This is a genomic window from Streptomyces wedmorensis (genome assembly GCF_000716445.1).
Lineage (GTDB): Bacteria > Actinomycetota > Actinomycetes > Streptomycetales > Streptomycetaceae > Streptomyces > Streptomyces wedmorensis.
Window position 1 is genome coordinate 1 of record NZ_JNWK01000055.1, and the last position, 18,967, is coordinate 18,967.

Sequence of the window (18,967 nt, forward strand, 5' to 3'; positions counted from 1 at the left end):
GCGTGGGGGGATGGGTGGGGTGAGGGTTCGGGTGGCGGGGGCGGGGGACGCGGGGGAGCTCGCGGCGGCGCTGGTGAGGAACCGGCGGTACATGAGGCCGAGGGAGCCGTACCGCGCCGAGGGGTATTACACGGCGGAGGCGCAGGCGGAGCGACTGGCGGACGGCGCGGCGCGGTGGTTCGCCGTGGACGGGGAGCGGATCGTGGGGGCGGCGATCCTGTCGGGCATCGTCCTCGGGCCGCTGTGCAGCGCGTCGTTGGGCTACTGGGTGGCGGAGGCGTACACGGGCCGTGGTGTCGCGTCCGCGCTGGTCGCCGAGGTGTGCCGGGCGGCGCGCGAGGAGCTGGGGCTGCACCGGATCGAGGCGGGGACGATGCTGGACAACTTCGCCTCGCAACGGGTCCTGGAGAAGAGCGGGTTCACGCGGATCGGCACGGCGCCGAAGTTCCTGCACATCGACGGCGAGTGGCGTGACCACCACCTCTTCCAGCTGCTGCTGCACGACGACCCGCCGCCCGGCGTTCCGCGCGATCTTCCCGCGGAGGGTGACCGCGCCTGACACGGTGCCCCCTGGTGGCGTACGCTCGACGGCTGCCCAGTGCACGTGAGAAGGGGGCCTTAGGTGGCCGCGCAGGAAGCCGTGGACACGGTCAGGGACCGTGAGATCGGTGTCGAGCAGGAACATCTGGATCAGGTCTACCGCCGTCTGGAGGAGAAGATCCACGAGGCGGAGTTCCTGATGAACGACGCGGCCCAGCGGGGCCAGGTCGGCACGCCCGGCGCCCTCGCCGAGCGCGACGCGCAGGTGTTCCGCGCCGGCATCCATCTCAACCGGCTCAACAACGAGTTCGAGGACTTCCTCTTCGGCCGGATCGACCTGCTGTACGGCAAGGACGGGAAGAAGGGGCCCGACGGCGCCTACACCTCGGTCGAGCCCGCGGAGGACGCCGTGCGCCCCGACAGCACCGCCGAGATCGGGGAGACCCTCCACATCGGCCGGATCGGCGTCCTCGACTCCGACTACGCCCCCCTGGTGATCGACTGGCGCGCGCCCGCCGCCGCGCCCTTCTACCGGTCGACCCCGGTCGATCCGGGCCGGGTCGTGCGCCGCCGGGTCATCCGCTCCAAGGGCCGTCAGGTCCTCGGCGTCGAGGACGACCTGATGCGCCCGGAGCTGCGGGCCACCCTCGGCGGGAACGAACTGCCCGTCATCGGCGACGGCGCCCTGATGGCCGCCCTCGGCCAGGCCCGCAGCCACACCATGCGGGACATCGTGTCGTCCATCCAGGCGGAGCAGGACCTCGTCATCCGTGCTCCCGCCGCCTCCGTCACGTACGTCGAGGGCGGGCCGGGGACCGGGAAGACGGCGGTCGCGCTGCACCGGGCCGCGTACCTGCTCTACCAGGACCGCCGGCGGTACGCGGGCGGCATCCTGATCGTCTCGCCGACCCCGCTCCTCGTCTCGTACACGGAGGGCGTCCTGCCCTCGCTCGGCGAGGAGGGCCAGGTCGCGATCCGCGCCGTCGGGTCGCTCGTCGACGGGGCCGAGGCCACGGCGTACGACGAGCCGGCCGTCGCCCGGGTCAAGGGTTCCTCCCGCATGGTCCACGTGCTGCGGAAGGCGGCCCGCGGCGCCCTGGAGACCCCGGCGCCGAGGATCCAGCCCGAGCTGGGGGAGGACGAGGCCGCGGTGCCCGCCGGGACGCCCACGCGGCTGCGGGTCGTCGCCTTCGGCCGCCGCATCGAGCTGGAGGCCGAGGACCTGCGGCGCATCCGCCACAACGTCCTGGGCGGCACCGCCCCCGTCAACCTGCTGCGCCCGCGCGCCCGCCGCCTGCTCCTCGACGCGCTGTACGCGAAGTCCGGCGCGTCCGGCCGGCACAGCGACCCCGAGCTCGCCGCCGAACTGCGTTCCTCCTTCGACGAGGACGTCTCCACCGAGGACTCCTTCCTCGGCTTCCTCGACGCCTGGTGGCCGGAGCTCACCCCGCGCCAGGTCCTCGACGCGATGGCCGACGAGCGGCGGCTCGGCCGCTGGGCCCGGCGCATCCTCAACCCCGGCGAGGTGCGGCGGCTCGCCCGTTCGCTGCGCCGCCGGGAGCTGTCCGTGCACGACGTGGCCCTCCTCGACGAGCTGCAGACGCTCGTCGGTGCCCCGGCCCGGCCCCGCAAGAAGCGGGAGTACGACCCGCTGGACCAGCTGACGGGCCTGGAGGAGCTCATGCCCGTACGCGAGGAGACGCAGCGCGAGCGGGCCGAGCGGCTCGCGGCGGAGCGCACCGAGTACGCGCACGTGATCGTCGACGAGGCCCAGGACCTGACGCCCATGCAGTGGCGGATGGTCGGCCGGCGCGGTCGGCACGCCACCTGGACGGTCGTCGGCGACCCGGCGCAGTCCTCCTGGTCGGACCCGGACGAGGCCGCGGAGGCCCGGGACGAGGCGCTCGGTTCGCGGCCGCGGCGCCGGTTCGAGCTGACCGTGAACTACCGCAACCCGGCCGAGATCGCCGAGCTCGCCGCCAAGGTCCTCGCCCTGGCCATGCCGGGCAAGGAGTCGCCGCGCGCGGTCCGCTCGACGGGTGTCGAGCCCCGTTTCGTGGCGGTTCCGGAGAAGGCGGATCTGGCCGAAAGCGTACGGTCCGAGGCGCGGCTGCTCCTGGAGCGGGTGGAGGGCACGGTCGGCGTCGTCGTCGCCATGAACCGGCGCAAGGAGGCGGCCGGCTGGCTCGCCGAGCTGGGCGACCGGGTGGTGGCCCTCGGCTCCCTGGAGGCGAAGGGCCTGGAGTACGACGCGACGGTGGTCGTCTCGCCCGCGGAGATCGCCGACGAGTCCCCGGCCGGTCTGCGGGTCCTGTACGTGGCCCTCACCCGGTCCACGCAGGCCCTCACGGTGCTCTCGGGCGACCGCGACATGCCGGACGAGGCCGGGGTTCCGGACCTGCTGCGGGACTGACCGGGGACGGCGCCGGCCGCGGGGCCGGCGCCCGCCCGGCCCCGCGGGTCCCGCGCCCGCCGAGGCCGAGGCCCGTCCGGCCCGGCGTCCGTCAAGACCGCGGGGCTGATTCAGGTCAACCTGTGGCGCTGGAATCACCGGGCAGGGTGGTTTGTTAGCCTTGTCGTGGCACCGGCTCGATCCAAGCCCCCGGGCCCAACCTTCGTCCCTCAGAGGGACCACTTGCCGCGAGGCGAGCATGGCGGGTCGGTGCCACTCAGATGTAAGTACGAAGTCGAGGTCCCCGCCACCACTCGGTGGCGGGGACCTCTTCTGTTTCCCGAAGACTTCTCGTATGGTGGAAACTACTTTCCGAAAACAAAATGACCGCATTACCTGCTACCGGCAGGTAGGTGCGACCATCGGAGGGCGCCGCCAGGCAACCAGCCGGGGCGGCGTAGCAACGAAGCTCAGGGAAAGCAGAGGAACTCGGCCATGGCAACGGCGCCCAGCGTCTCGTATTCGATGACGGTCCGGCTGGAGGTTCCCGCCAGCGGAACCGCGGTCTCCCAGCTCACCACGGCGGTGGAGTCCCACGGCGGATCCGTCACCGGCCTCGACGTGACCGCCTCCGGCCACGAGAAGCTCCGCATCGACGTCACCATCGCCGCGACCTCCACCGCGCACGCCGACGAGATCGTCGAGCAGCTGCGCACCATCGAGGGCGTCGTCCTCGGCAAGGTCTCCGACCGTACGTTCCTGATGCACCTCGGCGGCAAGATCGAGATGGCGTCCAAGCACCCCATCCGCAACCGTGACGACCTCTCCATGATCTACACCCCTGGCGTCGCCCGCGTGTGCATGGCGATCGCCGAGAACCCCGAGGACGCCCGCCGCCTCACCATCAAGCGCAACACCGTCGCGGTCGTCACCGACGGCTCCGCCGTCCTCGGCCTCGGCAACATCGGCCCGATGGCCGCGATGCCGGTCATGGAGGGCAAGGCGGCCCTGTTCAAGCGCTTCGCCGACATCGACGCCTGGCCGCTCTGCCTGGACACCCAGGACACCGACGAGATCGTCGCGATCGTCAAGGCGATCGCCCCCGGCTTCGCGGGCATCAACCTGGAGGACATCTCCGCGCCCCGCTGCTTCGAGATCGAGGCCCGGCTGCGCGAGGCCCTCGACATCCCCGTCTTCCACGACGACCAGCACGGCACCGCCATCGTCGTCCTCGCCGCCCTCACCAACGCGCTGCGCGTGGTCGGCAAGGGCATCGGCGACGTACGGGTCGTCATGTCCGGTGCCGGCGCGGCCGGTACGGCCATCCTGAAGCTGCTGATCGCGGCGGGCGTCAAGCACGCGGTCGTCGCCGACATCCACGGCGTCGTGCACGCGGACCGCGAGGACCTGGTGGAGGCCCCGGCCGACTCGCCGCTGCGCTGGATCGCCGACAACACGAACCCCGAGGGCGTCACCGGCACCCTCAAGGAGGCCGTCGTCGGCGCGGACGTCTTCATCGGCGTCTCGGCCCCGAACCTGCTCGGTGCGGCGGACGTCGCCGCCATGGCGGAGGGCGCCATCGTGTTCGCGCTCGCGAACCCCGACCCGGAGGTCGACCCGGCCGCCGCGCGCCAGACGGCCGCCGTCGTCGCCACCGGCCGCTCGGACTTCCCGAACCAGATCAACAACGTGCTGGTCTTCCCCGGTGTCTTCCGCGGTCTGCTGGACGCCCAGTCCCGCACGGTCAACACCGAGATGATGCTGGCGGCCGCCTCGGCCCTCGCCGACGTAGTCTCCGAGGACGAGCTCAACCCGAACTACATCATCCCGTCGGTCTTCAACGACAAGGTCGCGGGTGCGGTCGCCGGCGCGGTGCGCAACGCGGCGAAGGCGGCGACCTCCGGCGGTGCGCCGAGCGGGCGCTGACGGCGCGTCGCGATTCGCGGAGCCGTAAACCCGCCTTTAGGGTTGCTTTTCGGCTCCGCGTTCCTTTCGCGGAGTCGGCGGGAGTCGACAGAACGTCACCACGACGGGGCGCTGGCGCTTTTCGTGTGACCCCAGGGGGTGCCGGATTGGCGTTCCCGCCGCTGGTGGGGGCAGGATGCGTGTTTGGGCGCGAGGGTCTGTCATTAGACCCGGGTCCGGGGACTGTCCGAGGGCCCTGGCAGCATCGGCTTCGCTGTACCCAATCGCGCGGCTTCCGCCGCGTGGCACGCCTCACAGGCAAGAAGAACACGGGAGTAACAACATGAACCGCAGTGAGCTGGTGGCCGCCCTGGCCGACCGCGCCGAGGTGACCCGCAAGGACGCCGACGCCGTGCTGGCCGCTCTCGCCGAGACCGTCGGTGAGGTCGTCGCCAAGGGTGACGAGAAGGTCACCATCCCCGGCTTCCTGACCTTCGAGCGCACCCACCGTGCCGCTCGCACCGCTCGTAACCCGCAGACCGGCGACCCGATCAACATCCCGGCCGGCTACAGCGTGAAGGTCTCCGCGGGCTCGAAGCTCAAGGAAGCCGCCAAGGGCAAGTAAGGCAGCCTAGAGGCGCCGAAAGGGCGGCCACCCTGTCAGGGGGTGGCCGCCCTTTCGTTTGCCCTTGTACGGCCCCGTGAGGCCCCTTGACGCCTTACAGCGCCTGCCGGCGAGGCCCGGAGACGCCGCACGGGGCCTCGTGGAGAGGCCCCGTGGCGTCGTACGGGCCCCGCGGGGCCCCGTGAAGGCTCAGACCAGCGCGCTGCCCGGGAGCTCGACCTTGGCGCCGAGCTCGACGAGCTTCTCCATGAAGTTCTCGTAGCCGCGGTTGATGAGGTCGATGCCGTGGACACGCGAGGTGCCCTGGGCGGCGAGGGCCGCGATGAGGTACGAGAAGCCGCCGCGGAGGTCGGGGATGACCAGGTCGGAGCCCTGGAGCCGGGTCGGTCCCGACACGACCGCCGAGTGCAGGAAGTTCCGCTGGCCGAAGCGGCAGTCGGAGCCGCCGAGGCACTCGCGGTACAGCTGGATGTGCGCGCCCATCTGGTTCAGCGCGGAGGTGAAGCCGAGCCGGGACTCGTAGACCGTCTCGTGGACGATGGAGAGGCCCGAGGCCTGGGTCAGGGCCACGACCAGCGGCTGCTGCCAGTCCGTCTGGAAGCCGGGGTGCACGTCCGTCTCCAGGTGGATCGCGTTGAGCGAGCCGCCGGGGTGCCAGAAGCGGATGCCCTCGTCGTCGATCTCGAAGGCGCCGCCGACCTTCCGGTACGTGTTGAGGAAGGTCATCATCGAGCGCTGCTGGGCGCCGCGCACGTAGATGTTGCCCTCGGTCGCGAGCGCGGCCGACGCCCAGGAGGCCGCCTCCAGGCGGTCCGAGAGCGCCCGGTGGGTGTAACCGTCGAGGCGGTCGACACCGGTGATCCGGATGGTCCGGTCGGTGTCCATGGAGATGATCGCGCCCATTTTCTGCAGGACGCAGATCAGGTCCTCGATCTCGGGCTCCACGGCCGCGTTCGACAGCTCGGTGACGCCCTCGGCGAGCACCGCCGTCAGCAGCACCTGCTCGGTCGAGCCGACCGACGGGTACGGCAGCCGGATCTTGCAACCGCGAAGACGCTGCGGCGCCTCCAGGTACTGGCCGCCCTCGCGCTTCTCGATGGTGGCGCCGAACTGGCGCAGCACGTCGAAGTGGAAGTCGATGGGCCGGCCGCCGATGTCGCAGCCGCCCAGACCCGGGATGAAGGCGTGGCCGAGGCGGTGCAGCAGCGGGCCGCAGAAGAGGATCGGGATGCGGGACGAACCGGCGTGGGCGTCGATGTCGGCGACGTTCGCGGACTCGACGTGCGTCGGGTCGAGGACGAGCTCGCCGGGCTCCTCGCCCGGGCGGACCGTCACGCCGTGCAGCTGGAGCAGCCCGCGGACGACGCGGACGTCACGGATGTCGGGCACGTTGCGCAGGCGGCTGGGGCCGCTGCCGAGCAGTGCGGCGACCATCGCCTTGGGCACGAGGTTCTTCGCGCCGCGGACGCGGATCTCGCCCTCCAGCGGGGTTCCGCCGTGGACAAGCAGGACATCGTCTGTGCCGGTCATGAATCTCGCGTTCCGGAGTGAGGTCGGTCGGGTGGCCAGTGAAAAGGGTAAGGGGCCATGAGACCCCGTTCGGGTGCCTCGGGGGGTCTGTCAGATGTAATGAATTCGGCACAACACCCTCTGTCCCCGTGATCTTGCGGAGTGTCACCGTCCGCTTGGCTCGGCGGGGCGGTCCGGAGGCTCCGCCCCCTCCCCTCCCACCTGCGGCGGGGACCGCGACGGTCGCCGCCTTCCCCGCATCCCGTCCGACAACCCCACGCGAAGGCCGAACATGCGGGATCATGTGTCGCATGACCGAGGTGTCCTCGCTCACAGGACGGCTACTCGTGGCCACACCCGCGCTGGCGGACCCGAACTTCGACCGCGCGGTGGTCCTGCTGCTCGACCACGACGACGAGGGCTCGCTCGGCGTGGTCCTCAACCGGCCGACACCGATAACCGTCTCCGACATCCTCGCCCCCTGGGCCGGGCTCGCCGGCGAACCCGGCGTCGTCTTCCAGGGCGGGCCCGTCTCCCTCGACGCGGCGCTCGGCGTCGCCGTCATCCCCGGCGACGAGGGTCCCCTCGGCTGGCGGCGGGTGTACGGGGCGATCGGCCTGGTCGACCTGGAGACCCCGCCCGAACTGCTCGGTCCCGCGCTCGGCTCGCTCCGGATCTTCGCGGGATACGCGGGCTGGGGCCCCGGTCAACTGGAGTCCGAGCTCGACGACGGCGCCTGGTACGTGGTCGAGTCCGAACCCGGCGACGTGTCCTCGCCGCACCCCGAGACCCTCTGGCGCCAGGTGCTGCGCCGCCAGCGGGGCGAGCTCGCGATGATCGCGACGTACCCGGACGACCCGTCCCTCAACTGAGCCCCGGCTTTCAGTACCCTTGGCCTTTATGAGCACTCTCGAGCCCGAGCGCGGGGCAGGTACGGGGACCCTCGTCGAGCCGACGCCGCAGGTGTCCCACGGTGACGGCGACCACGAGCGCTACGCCCATTACGTCCAGAAGGACAAGATCATGGCGAGCGCCCTCGACGGCACCCCCGTCGTGGCGCTGTGCGGCAAGGTCTGGGTACCGGGGCGCGACCCCAAGAAGTACCCGGTCTGTCCCATGTGCAAGGAGATCTACGACTCCATGGGTGCCGGCGGCGGCGACAAGGACAAGGGCGGCAAGGACAAGTAAGCGGGTCCTGACGTCGGGGACGGCCCCCGTCGTGCGTACTTCGGTGCGCACGACGGGGGCCGTCCCGTTTCTCCGGGTCCCGGCGGCCGCGCCGGGGCCGTGCGGCCGCCGAGACCCGGAGACCGCGCCGGGGCCGTGCGGCCGTTGCGCAGGGTGCTTCCGCCGGTCACGGAGTGGTTGAGGTGGTCGAGACCTCTTGTCGGGTCGCCGGGGTCGCACCTAGCCTCACACGTGTTGTGCAGAGCGAAACATCCATTGCACATGTTGCAACGCGCACTTCCGGAGGGGATTCCGACATGAAGCTGCCCGCCCGCCTCGCCACCCCGGCCGCCCTGCTCCTGCTGGCCGCACTCACCGCCACCGCCTGCGCCCCCCAGACGTCCGACGGCACGTCCACGGCGGACGAGAAGACCGGCACCCTGCGCGTCTGGCTCTTCCAGGAGGTGAGCAACAAGCCCAAGGAACAGGTCGTCGAGCAGGCCGTCGCCGCCTTCGAGGAGCGGCACCAGGGCACCGAGGTCGAGGTCGAGTACATCCCCGTCGAGACCCGCGCCCAGCGCGTCAAAGCCGCCTTCAACGACCCCGCGTCGGCCCCCGACCTCATCGAGTACGGCAACACCGACACCGCCGGCTACGTGAAGGACGGCGGACTCGCCGACATCAGCGCCGAGTTCGCCGCCTGGGACGAGACCAAGGACACCGACCCCACCGCGAAGCGGTCCGTCACCGTCGCCGGCAAGGTCTACGGCGCCCCGCTCTTCGTCGGCGTCCGCGCCCTCTACTACCGCACCGACGTCTTCGCGGGCCGCTGGCCGCCCCAAGTCTCCAGGGGGCCGCCATCAATGGCGGGGTCGCGCGCAAGGGTGTGGGCCGGGGTGTCGGTGATCAATCGGCGTCGGAACTGATGGCAGGGACTCGCGTGAACGTGCGAATTATGGCCAGTATACGAGGATTCCTGTCATTTGAGGCCCGGTGTCCGAGGTGACCGCATAGCGTTGTTGTTGTCGGTGACCCGGGTGTTCCCGGCTGTCGCCTCATCGGCAGGGGTCAACGGGCGGGGATGGGGGCGGTGTTGAAGCGTCAGCGCAGTCACAGGGCCCGGATCTGTCTCACGCCTGTTCAGGCGTGGGCGGCTGAGGGGCAGGGGCATGCTGCCCGCGCGTTGTGGAATCTCGTTCATGACTGGTGGACGATGCTCCCCAAGGACAAGCGGACCCTCGGCGCGGCGGACGAGGCGATCCGGCAGGGCCGTAAGGATCTTCCCTGGCTCGGCGTTCTGCCCGCGCAGGCGGCGCAGGCGGTACTGAAGACGTACTTCCAGGCGTGGCGCAACTGCTGGGACGGCCGCGCCCAGGCCCCGGCCTTCAAGGGCCGCTTCCGCTCGCGCATGACCGTCGACATCCCGCAGGGTCGCGATCTCCAGATCGTCAGGTTGAACCGGCGGTGGGGGCGTATGCGGGTGCCGAAGATCGGGCACGTCCGCTTCCGCTGGACGAAGGGTCTCCCAGTCGGTGAGCGCGCCGACAAGGGAAACCGGGTCACGGGGGCGCGGCTGGTGAAGGAAGCGGACGGTTGGCATGTCGTCTTCCGAGTCCAGAGCGAGGTGCCCGAGCCGGCTCCGCACGCCGGGCCGACCGTGGGTATCGACCGGGGTATTGCCAAGCCGCTCGCCCTGTCCGACGGCACATTCCGTGACCACGGCCCCTGGCTCACCAGGGGTGAGGCCGAACGGCTGCGTCGGCTGGAGAAGACCAAGGACCGCAGGTGTCGCGCCCGCAAGCCCGGTGAGAGGAACTCGCGTCGTCTGACCCGTACGTATGGCCAGATCGCCCAGCTCCGCGCGACAGCCAAGCGCCGAGTGGTCGACTGGCAGCACAAGACCACCACTGACATCGCCGAGACGTTCTCGCGCATCGGGTTGGAAGACCTGGCCATCACCCACATGGTCAAGTCCGTCAGAGGGACTGTGGAAGCCCCCGGGCGGAATGTCCGCCAGAAGGCCGGACTGAACCGGGCGATCTCCGGCGAGGCGTGGGGTCGCACGGTGACCATGCTGGAGTACAAGACCGCCGACCGCGGCGGAATCGTGGTCAAGGTCCCCGCCCCGAACACCTCCCGACGCTGCTCCGCCTGCGGCGTCATCGTCCTCGGAAGCCGGGAAACCCAAGCCCGTTTCGTCTGCAAGAACCCCGGCTGCGGGTTCGAGGGCAACGCGGACACCAACGCGGGGCGCAACATCGATCACGCCGCCGGGCAGGCGGTGTCAGGACGTGGAGACCTCGGGGGCACCCGGTCTGCGAAGCGTCAACCACCCACCAGGCCGCACACGGCCTGAGAAGGGACCTCGCCCTGTTCAGGGCGGAGGATGTCAAGTGATGACCAACGGCGGCGGCATCGCCGGCCAGAACCTCGTCCTCAACGTCTACGCCTACCAGAAGGCCTTCGCCTCCTCCCAGTACGGCCTGGGCTCGGCGATCGGCGTCGTCATGCTCCTCATGCTGCTGGCCGTGACCCTCGTCTACCTGCGGCTGCTCCGACGCCAGGGAGAAGAACTGTGAACGCCCTCCGGATCCGGCGTCCCGGGCGGCTCGCCGCCGAGGCCGCCACCCTCCTCGTGGCGGCCGCCGTCGCCTTCCCGCTGTACTGGATGGTCCTCTCGGCGTTCAAACCGGCGGGCGAGATCCAGTCGACGGACCCCAGGCCGTGGACGCTCGCGCCGTCGCTCGACTCGTTCCGAAGGGTCTTCGAACAACAGGAGTTCGGCCGCTACTTCGTCAACTCGCTGATCGTGGCGGGCACGGTCGTCCTCGCCTCCGCGCTGATCGCCTTCCTCGCGGCGACGGCCGTCACCCGGTTCCGCTTCCGGTTCCGGACGACACTCCTGGTCATGTTCCTCGTCGCCCAGATGGTGCCGGTCGAGGCACTGACCATCCCGCTCTTCTTCCTCATGCGGGACCTCGGACAGCTGAACACCCTCGGCTCGCTGATCCTGCCGCACATCGCGTTCTCCCTGCCGTTCGCGATCTGGATGCTCCGCGGCTTCGTCAGGGCCGTCCCCGAAGCCCTGGAGGAACAGGCGCAGATCGACGGCGCGAGCCGCACCCGGTTCCTGTGGCAGATCCTCTTCCCGCTGGTCCTCCCCGGCCTCGTGGCGACCAGCGTCTTCTCGTTCATCTCGACCTGGAACGACTTCCTCTTCGCGAAGTCGTTCCTCATCAGCGACACCTCGCAGTCGACCCTCCCCATGGCGCTGCTCGTCTTCTTCAAACCCGACGAGAACGACTGGGGAGGCATCATGGCCGGCTCGACCGTGATGACGGTTCCGGTGCTCGTCTTCTTCGTACTCGTACAGCGCCGCCTGGTCTCCGGACTGGGCGGGGCGGTGAAGGACTGACGCGATGACCTCCGAAACGGACCTGATCCCGGCACCCCTGACGGTCGAGCACCGGGGCGGCGCCCCCGGCTCCCTCACGCTCGACGAACGGACCACGATCGACGCCGGACCCGGCACCGCATCCACCGCCCGCTGGCTGCGGTCCGCCCTGGGACCCGCCACCGGACTTCCGCTCGCCGACGGCACGGGACCGCACGCGATCCGGCTGCGGATCGGCGAGGAGGTGGAGCGCCGGTACGGCTCCGAGGGCTACCGCCTCACCACCGGGACCCCCGACACGGCCGTCGTCATCGAGGGCGGCGGCCCCGCGGGCGTCTTCTGGGGCGCCCAGACCCTCCGCCAGCTCCTCGGCCCCGACGCGTACCGCAAGGCGCCCGTACGGAAGGACGGGGGCCGGTCCCTCCCGTGCACGACCGTCGAGGACGCCCCCCGCTTCGGCTGGCGCGGCCTCCTCCTCGACGTCTCCCGGCACTTCACGCCCAAGGACGACGTCCTGCGGTACCTCGACCTGCTCGCCGCCCACAAGCTGAACGTCTTCCACTTCCACCTCACCGACGACCAGGGCTGGCGCATCGAGATCAAGCGCCACCCCCGGCTCACCGAGGCCGGCTCCTGGCGCTCCCGCACCAAATGGGGCCACCGGGCCTCGCCGCTCTGGACCGAGACCCCCCACGGCGGCTCCTACACCCAGGACGACATCCGCGAGATCGTCGCGTACGCCGCCGAACGGCACATCACCGTCGTCCCCGAGATCGACCTCCCCGGCCACTCGCAGGCCGCGATCTCCGCGTACCCCGAACTCGGCAACACCGACGTCGTCGACACCGCCGCCCTCACCGTCTGGGACACCTGGGGCGTCAACCCGAACACCCTCGCCCCGACCGACGCCGTCCTGCGCTTCTACGAGGGCGTCTTCGAGGAGGTCCTCGACCTCTTCCCGTCCACCTTCGTCCACGTCGGCGGCGACGAGTGCCCCAAGGACCAGTGGAAGGCCTCCCCGGCCGCCCAGGCCCGCATCAAGGAACTCGGCCTCGCCGACGAGGACGAGCTCCAGTCCTGGTTCATCCGCCACTTCGACCGCTGGCTCGCCGACCGCGGACGCCGCCTCATCGGCTGGGACGAGATCCTGGAGGGCGGCCTCGCGGAAGGCGCGGCCGTGTCCTCCTGGCGGGGCTACGGCGGCGGGATCGCCGCCGCCACCGCCGGGCACGACGTCGTCATGTGCCCCGAACAGCACGTGTACCTGGACCACCGCCAGGCGGCCGGCGAGGACGAGCCGGTGCCCATCGGCTTCGTCCGCACCCTGGAGGACGTCTACCGCTTCGAACCCGTCCCGCCCGGCCTCCCACCGGAGGCCGCCGCCCACATCCTGGGAACCCAGGCCAACGTCTGGACGGAGGTCATGGAGAACCGCGCCCGCGTCGACTACCAGGTCTTCCCCCGCCTCGCCGCGTTCGCCGAGGTCGCCTGGTCCGCGCTGCCCGCGCCGGACGCGCGCGACTACGCCGGATTCGAGCGCCGCATGACCGCCCACTACCGGCGTCTCGACGCCCTCGGCGTCGACTACCGGCCACCCGCGGGCCCCCACCCCCGGCAGCGGCGCCCCGGCATCCTCGGCCGCCCGATCGAGGGGGCGCCCCCGAACGTGTGAGAGACCCGACGGCGACGCCCGAAAGCCCCGACGCCGATCGTGTGAGAGCCGCGCCGTCGACGTCGGGGACCCCCCGGCGCCGACGGTGTGAGGGACCCGACGTCCTCGTGTCACCCAAGAGCGGCGAAAGGGAAGTTACCGTCACTCCCAGGGCGTCCCGGACGGAACAGTCCTTCGCGGACCCTCGCGCCGGACGGCTCGGAAGATGTGCCAGAGTTGCCACGTCCGGCGTGTGAGCACGTACGGTACGCCCACACGCAGGCGCGACAGCAGACGTGACAGCAGGCGCGACGGCCGGGCACAGTCGGGGACCACCGGGACACCGGGAAGGGGCAGCGGGTTGACCACGCACGCACCACAGACGGCGCAGTCCGTGACGCTGCCCGCCTCGCTCGACGAGGCCGTGGCGGCACTCACGGCCATGCCGGCCGCCGTGCCCGTCGCCGGTGGCACCGACCTGATGGCCGCCGTCAACAGAGGTCAGCTCCGCCCCGCCGGACTCGTCGGCCTGAGCCGCATCAACGAGATCCGCGGCTGGCAGTACCAGGACGGCCACGCCCTCCTCGGCGCCGGCCTCACGCACGCCCGCATGGGCCGCCCCGACTTCGCCGCGCTCATCCCGGCCCTCGCCGCTGCCTCCCGCGCCGCCGGACCGCCCCAGATCCGCAACGCCGGCACCCTCGGCGGCAACGTCGTCACCGCGGCGCCCACCGGCGACTCGCTGCCCGTCCTCGCCGCCCTGGAGGCCGACCTCGTCGTCCTCGGGCCGCTCGGCAGCCGCGAGATCCCCGTCTCCCACCTCCTCGCGGGCCGCGACCTCCTCGCCCCCGGCGAGCTCGTCGCCTTCGTCCGCGTACCCCTGCTCCACGCCCCCCAGGTCTTCGTCAAGGCCACCGGCCGCACCGGCCCGGCCCGCGCCACCGCCTCCGTCGCCGTCGTCCTCGACCCGGCCCGCCGCGGCGTGCGCTGCGCGGTCGGCGCCGTCGCGCCGATGCCGCTGCGCCCGCTGGAGGCCGAGCGCTGGATCGCCTCCCTCGTCGACTGGGACAACGACCGCGGCCTCGCCCCCGAGGCGCTCGCCGCCTTCGGCGAGTACGTCGCCGCCGCCTGCATCCCGGACCCGCCGGGCGACGAACAGCTGTCGCCCGGCGTACTGCACCTGCGGCGCACCGTCGCCGCACTCGCCCGACGCGCTCTGGGGAGGGCACTGTCGTGAGCACCGACGACCGGACCACCGGCCAGGGCGGCTACCCGGGCGGCTGGGAGCCGATCCCGCAGAGCGAGGGGTACGACGGCGACGCCACCGCGTTCGTCCAGCTGCCCCCCGACTTCATGCTCGACGGCGTCCCCCTCGAAGCACCCGGCCACGGCTACGTACCGCCGATGATCACCCCGCTCCAGCCGCTCGACCGCGCCGCCACGGACCCCGCGGCGACCGGCTCCTGGACGGTCCACGTCCCGACCGAGGCCGAGCAGACCCAGTACTTCGAGCAGCCGGAGTACCCCGGACACCCGCAGTACGAGGGTCAGCCGGAGTACCCGGGCGCGGACGGCTACGCGGGCCGGCCCGCGTACCCGTCCGAGTACGACGGACAGCCCGGGTACGACGACGGGGTCGGGCAGTCCCCCTACGAGGGGCGGATCGGGCACGCCGACTACGTCCCGCGCGCCGACTACGCCGACCAGGACCCGCACGCGACCGCCGAGTGGCGCTTCGACGAGGCGGCGACGCCCGCCTCCGGCACCACCGGCCAGTGGGAGATCCCGGTCGTGGCGGCGACGCCCGACGCGGCCGGGGAGGACTCCGGCGAGTTCGCCCCGTCGACCGCGGCCTCGTACGCCGAGGCCCCGGCGACCCTGCCCGGCGGCGCTCCGGCGCCCTGGGCGCTCCCGGAGGAGCCGGCGGCGGAGGCCGTGCCCGAGGACGGCGGGGACGCCGAGGACGGCCAGGACGGCCAGGACGGCGACGAGGCCACGGCGGCCCCGGACGCCGACGAGGCCCCCGCCACCTCGGACACGACCTCCGAGCAGGCTCCGGACGGCGGTCCCGACGGCCCGGACGCCCTCGACGAGCCCCACGAGACGAGCGGCCCCGCCGAGTCCGGCGAGCAGCCCGTACGCGACGACGAGCAGTCCGCACCGGACGAGCACGACGGCGACCCGGTGGCCCCCGCGGCCACCGGCGCCACCCCCGCTCCGAACCCGTACGCCTCCACCGACAGCGACGAACACCCCCACACCTCGTACACCCTCCGGGTCAACGGGGCCGACCGGCCCGTCACCGGCTCGTGGATCGGGGAGTCCCTGCTCTACGTGCTGCGCGAGCGGCTCGGCCTCGCCGGGGCGAAGGACGGCTGCTCGCAGGGCGAGTGCGGCGCCTGCAACGTGCAGGTCGACGGCCGGCTCGTCGCCTCGTGCCTGGTCCCGGCGGCGACCGCCGCCGGGAGCGAGGTCCGGACGGTCGAGGGCCTCGCCGCCGACGGCGAGCCGTCCGACGTCCAGCGGGCGATGTCCAAGTGCGGCACGGTCCAGTGCGGCTTCTGCATCCCCGGCATGTGCATGACGGTGCACGACCTCCTGGAGGGCAACCACGCCCCCACGGACCTGGAGACGCGGCAGGCACTCGCCGGCAACCTGTGCCGCTGCTCCGGCTACCGGGGCGTGCTCGAAGCCGTACGGGACGTCGTCGCCGAACGCGAGGCGAGCGCCGCGGCCACCGCGGCCGAGGCCTCCGACGAGATCCGTGTCCCGCACCAGATCCCCCACCCGCACGACGGAGGCATGGCGTGAGCAGCGACGCGACCACCGCCATTCCCACGATCCCGCTCCCGGACGCCCCGGCGGCCCTGGGCCAGGAGCCGGCCGCGCACGGCCTCGGCACCTCGCTCCCGCAGGCCGAGGCACGGGCGAAGACCGAGGGCACGTTCCCGTACGCCTCCGACCTGTGGGCCGAAGGCCTGCTCTGGGCGGCGATCCTGCGCTCCCCGCACCCGCACGCGCGGATCGTCTCCGTCGACACGTCGGCCGCGACCGCCATGCCGGGCGTACGGGCCGTGGTGACGGCCGCCGACGTGCCGGGCGCGGCGACGTACGGCCGACGGGTCGCCGACCGGCCCGTCTTCGCCTCCGACCTGGTCCGCCACCACGGCGAGGCCATCGCCGCCGTCGCCGCCGACCACCCCGACACCGCCCGGCTCGCGGCCGCCGCGATCACCGTCGACTACGAGATCCTCGACCCGGTGACCGACCCCGAGAAGGCCTTCGCGGCGGACGCGCTGCACCCCGACGGCAACCTGATCCGCCACATTCCGCTGCGCTTCGGCGACCCGGACGCGACGGGCGAGATCGTCGTCGAGGGCCTGTACCGGATCGGCCGCCAGGACCCGGCACCGATCGGCGCCGAGGCCGGACTCGCCGTGCCCCGCCCCGACGGAGGCGTCGAGCTCTACACGGCCTCGACCGACCCGCACACCGACCGCGACCTGGCCGCCGCCTGCTTCGGCCTGCCGCCCGAGCAGGTCAGACTGGTCGTCACCGGCGTCCCCGGCGCCACCGGCGACCGCGAGGACCCCGGCTTCCAGATCCCGCTGGGCCTGCTCGCCCTGCGCACCGGCTGCCCCGTCAAGCTCACCGCCACGCGCGAGGAGTCCTTCCTCGGCCACGCCCACCGCCACCCCACCCTGCTGCGCTACCGGCACCACGCGGACGCCGAGGGACGCCTGGTGAAGGTCGAGGCGCAGATCCTGCTCGACGCGGGCGCGTACGCCGACTCGTCGTCCGAGTCGCTCGCGGCGGCCGTCGCCTTCGCCTGCGGCCCGTACGTCGTGCCGCACGCCTTCGTCGAAGGCTGGGCCGTCCGCACCAACAACCCGCCGTCCGGCCACGTCCGGGGCGAGGGCGCGATGCAGGTGTGCGCCGCCTACGAGGCCCAGATGGACAAGCTGGCGGCCAAGCTGGGCGTGGACCCGGCCGAGCTGCGCATGCGGAACGTCATGGCCACCGGCGACATCCTGCCCACCGGCCAGACGGTCACCTGCCCGGCTCCCGTGGCCGAACTCCTCGCCGCCGTACGCGACTTCCCGCTCCCCGCGCTCCCCAAGGACACGCCCGAGGACGACTGGCTGCTGCCCGGCGGCCCCGAGGGCGCCGGCGAACCCGGCGCGGTACGACGCGGCGTGGGCTACGCCCTCGGCATGGTGCACATGCTGGGCGCTGAAGGCACCGACGAGGTCTCCACGGCGACCGTGCGGGTCATGGACGGCGTCGCCACCGTCATCTGCTCGGCCGTCGACACGGGTTCGGGCTTCTCCACCCTCGCCCGCCAGATCGTCCAGGAGACCCTCGGCATCGACGAGGTCCACGTCGCCCCCGTCGACACCGACCAGCCCCCCGCCGGCCCGGCCGCCCACGGCCGCCACACCTGGGTCTCGGGCGGCGCCGTGGAACGGGCCGCCAAGATGGTCCGCACCCAGCTCCTCCAGCCGCTGGCCCACAAGTTCGGCATGTCGACCGAACTCCTCCAGATCACCGACGGCAAGATCACCTCGTACGACGGCGTCCTCTCCACGACGGTCACCGAGGCCATGGACGGCAAGGAACTCTGGGCCACCGCCCAGTGCCGCCCCCACCCCACCGAGCCCCTCGACGACGCCGGCCAGGGCGACGCCTTCGTCGGCCTGGCCTTCTGCGCCATCCGCGCCGTCGTCGACGTCGACATCGAACTCGGCGCCGTACGCGTCGTGGAGATGGCCGTCGCCCAGGACGTCGGCCGCATCCTCAACCCCGCCCAACTCGCCGTCCGCATCGAAGCCGGCGTCACCCAGGGCGTCGGCGCGGCCCTCACCGAGAACCTCCGCACCGCCCGAGGCGTCGTCCGCCACCCCGACTTCACCGGCTACGCACTCCCGACATCCCTGGACGCCCCGGACATTCGCATCGTGAAACTCGTCGAAGAACGCGACGTCGTCGCCCCCTTCGGCGCCAAAGCCGCCAGCGCCGTCCCCGTCGTCACCTCACCCGCCGCAGTCGCCTCAGCCGTACGCGCCGCCACCGGCCGCCCGGTCAACCGCCTCCCCATCCGCCCCCAAGCCGCCGTCGCCGTGCCCAATTCGTAACCATGTGATGTCCGTTGCTTGTGCAACCGAGAGATGCGCACTGTCGTCGTTCCTGACTACAGTGAACTTCTAGACTTGTGCGGTACACAGCATGGTGGTTCACGGGGGAGGGACGCGGGCATGCAAGCTCCGATGGATGGACTGGCGGCCGGGATGCGGACGCAGGCCGTCAAATACAGCGCCGACTCCATCAGCGAATTCAAGACCGAGGTCGACAAGCTCATCGACTCGCTCGACGGCACGATGAAGGTGGCGGCCGATCCGAACGGCACCGTCTCCGCCGTCGACCGGAGCAAGTTCGGCGGCGGTGGCGCCGCTTGGGCCGAGGCGCAGAGCGCCTACGCCTCGTACTCCAAGGTGCGCCAGAGCCTGGTGGACCTGTCCAAGCTCCTCAAGGACTGCCTGGAAGGACTCGGCATCGCCGTCCTCGCCTCCCAGGAAGGCATCGAGACGATGGACGAGGACATCAAGCTGAAGATGCGCGGCATCTACGAACGCACGAAGGACGCGCACGACAAGTCCGAGCAGCAGAAGACGGAACAGGGCAACCCGCCTGCCACCGGCAGCGAGGGCACCTCGGGCGGCGGAACCTTCCAGTAGGCGCGGCCGACACATCGGGACACACGGGGACACGGGGAAGAGGCGAAAG

14 protein-coding genes and 2 pseudogenes are annotated in these 18,967 nt (G+C 71.8%); 15 read left to right on the top strand and 1 reads right to left on the bottom strand.

Going from position 1 to position 18,967, the window contains the following annotated elements; all coding sequences use genetic code 11:
• Positions 1 to 10: 10 nt before the first annotated feature.
• The 4 genes from OO54_RS32355 to OO54_RS32370 all read left to right on the top strand — a co-directional run bounded on the left by OO54_RS32355 (position 11) and on the right by OO54_RS32370 (position 5,462).
• Complete coding sequence (locus tag OO54_RS32355; RefSeq protein ID WP_033209518.1) at positions 11 to 559, top strand: GNAT family N-acetyltransferase; 549 nt, start codon at positions 11 to 13, stop codon at positions 557 to 559.
• A 63-nt stretch (positions 560 to 622) separates the two neighbouring features.
• Positions 623 to 2,953 carry a HelD family protein gene (locus OO54_RS32360; protein ID WP_033209521.1) on the top strand — a complete coding sequence of 777 codons (2,331 nt, stop codon included), beginning with the start codon at positions 623 to 625 and terminating at the stop codon, positions 2,951 to 2,953.
• A 474-nt stretch (positions 2,954 to 3,427) separates the two neighbouring features.
• On the top strand, positions 3,428 to 4,858 hold the full coding sequence (locus OO54_RS32365) for an NAD-dependent malic enzyme (RefSeq protein ID WP_033209522.1): 1,431 nt from the start codon (positions 3,428 to 3,430) through the stop codon (positions 4,856 to 4,858).
• 322 nt (positions 4,859 to 5,180) lie between these two features.
• Positions 5,181 to 5,462 (top strand): HU family DNA-binding protein, encoded by a 282-nt coding sequence (locus tag OO54_RS32370; protein WP_017237029.1) that lies wholly within the window; start codon positions 5,181 to 5,183, stop codon positions 5,460 to 5,462.
• 189 nt (positions 5,463 to 5,651) lie between these two features.
• Here the strand turns inward: OO54_RS32370 and murA are convergent, their stop codons facing one another.
• Positions 5,652 to 6,992, bottom strand: a complete 1,341-nt coding sequence (murA, locus tag OO54_RS32375) for a UDP-N-acetylglucosamine 1-carboxyvinyltransferase (protein ID WP_017237030.1) — start codon at positions 6,990 to 6,992, stop codon at positions 5,652 to 5,654.
• Positions 6,993 to 7,282: 290 nt separating this feature from the next.
• Here murA and OO54_RS32380 point away from each other — a divergent pair, with 290 nt between their 5' ends.
• The 11 genes and pseudogenes from OO54_RS32380 to OO54_RS32430 all read left to right on the top strand — a co-directional run bounded on the left by OO54_RS32380 (position 7,283) and on the right by OO54_RS32430 (position 18,918).
• On the top strand, positions 7,283 to 7,843 hold the full coding sequence (locus OO54_RS32380; protein ID WP_026057814.1) for a YqgE/AlgH family protein: 561 nt from the start codon (positions 7,283 to 7,285) through the stop codon (positions 7,841 to 7,843).
• Between the two features lie 28 nt (positions 7,844 to 7,871).
• Positions 7,872 to 8,159, top strand: a complete 288-nt coding sequence (locus tag OO54_RS32385) for a DUF3039 domain-containing protein (protein WP_015033918.1) — start codon at positions 7,872 to 7,874, stop codon at positions 8,157 to 8,159.
• A gap of 296 nt (positions 8,160 to 8,455) precedes the next feature.
• Positions 8,456 to 8,980 (top strand): annotated as a pseudogene (locus OO54_RS32390) (extracellular solute-binding protein); the annotation flags it as partial.
• A 239-nt stretch (positions 8,981 to 9,219) separates the two neighbouring features.
• On the top strand, positions 9,220 to 10,494 hold the full coding sequence (locus OO54_RS32395; RefSeq protein ID WP_234439528.1) for an RNA-guided endonuclease InsQ/TnpB family protein: 1,275 nt from the start codon (positions 9,220 to 9,222) through the stop codon (positions 10,492 to 10,494).
• Between the two features lie 37 nt (positions 10,495 to 10,531).
• Positions 10,532 to 10,717 (top strand): annotated as a pseudogene (locus tag OO54_RS32400) (sugar ABC transporter permease); the annotation flags it as partial.
• Positions 10,714 to 11,553 (top strand): carbohydrate ABC transporter permease, encoded by an 840-nt coding sequence (locus OO54_RS32405; protein WP_033209533.1) that lies wholly within the window; start codon positions 10,714 to 10,716, stop codon positions 11,551 to 11,553. The pseudogene OO54_RS32400 and the gene OO54_RS32405, both read left to right, overlap by 4 nt.
• Positions 11,554 to 11,557: 4 nt before the next feature.
• Positions 11,558 to 13,204, top strand: coding sequence for a beta-N-acetylhexosaminidase (locus OO54_RS32410; protein WP_033209536.1), 1,647 nt, complete (start codon positions 11,558 to 11,560; stop codon positions 13,202 to 13,204).
• A gap of 340 nt (positions 13,205 to 13,544) precedes the next feature.
• Entirely contained in the window at positions 13,545 to 14,420 is an 876-nt protein-coding gene (locus tag OO54_RS32415; protein ID WP_033209538.1) for an FAD binding domain-containing protein, read from the top strand.
• Positions 14,417 to 15,994: a 2Fe-2S iron-sulfur cluster-binding protein gene (locus tag OO54_RS32420; protein WP_033209540.1), complete on the top strand. Its 1,578-nt coding sequence runs from the start codon at positions 14,417 to 14,419 to the stop codon at positions 15,992 to 15,994. Before OO54_RS32415 ends, OO54_RS32420 begins: the two co-directional genes overlap by 4 nt.
• Entirely contained in the window at positions 15,991 to 18,318 is a 2,328-nt protein-coding gene (locus OO54_RS32425; protein ID WP_033209542.1) for a xanthine dehydrogenase family protein molybdopterin-binding subunit, read from the top strand. Before OO54_RS32420 ends, OO54_RS32425 begins: the two co-directional genes overlap by 4 nt.
• 132 nt (positions 18,319 to 18,450) lie before the next feature.
• Entirely contained in the window at positions 18,451 to 18,918 is a 468-nt protein-coding gene (locus OO54_RS32430; protein ID WP_234439529.1) for a hypothetical protein, read from the top strand.
• Positions 18,919 to 18,967: the final 49 nt, after the last annotated feature.

Bases quoted from the DNA above. Each gene is read 5' to 3' on its own strand.
- OO54_RS32410 (WP_033209536.1), top strand. From the start codon at position 11,558: ATGACCTCCGAAACGGACCTGATCCCGGCACCCCTGACGGTCGAGCAC.
- murA (WP_017237030.1), bottom strand. From the start codon at position 6,992: ATGACCGGCACAGACGATGTCCTGCTTGTCCACGGCGGAACCCCGCTG.
- OO54_RS32385 (WP_015033918.1), top strand. From the start codon at position 7,872: ATGAGCACTCTCGAGCCCGAGCGCGGGGCAGGTACGGGGACCCTCGTC.
- OO54_RS32380 (WP_026057814.1), top strand. From the start codon at position 7,283: ATGACCGAGGTGTCCTCGCTCACAGGACGGCTACTCGTGGCCACACCC.
- OO54_RS32355 (WP_033209518.1), top strand. From the start codon at position 11: ATGGGTGGGGTGAGGGTTCGGGTGGCGGGGGCGGGGGACGCGGGGGAG.
- OO54_RS32395 (WP_234439528.1), top strand. From the start codon at position 9,220: ATGGGGGCGGTGTTGAAGCGTCAGCGCAGTCACAGGGCCCGGATCTGT.
- OO54_RS32365 (WP_033209522.1), top strand. From the start codon at position 3,428: ATGGCAACGGCGCCCAGCGTCTCGTATTCGATGACGGTCCGGCTGGAG.
- OO54_RS32370 (WP_017237029.1), top strand. From the start codon at position 5,181: ATGAACCGCAGTGAGCTGGTGGCCGCCCTGGCCGACCGCGCCGAGGTG.
- OO54_RS32430 (WP_234439529.1), top strand. From the start codon at position 18,451: ATGGATGGACTGGCGGCCGGGATGCGGACGCAGGCCGTCAAATACAGC.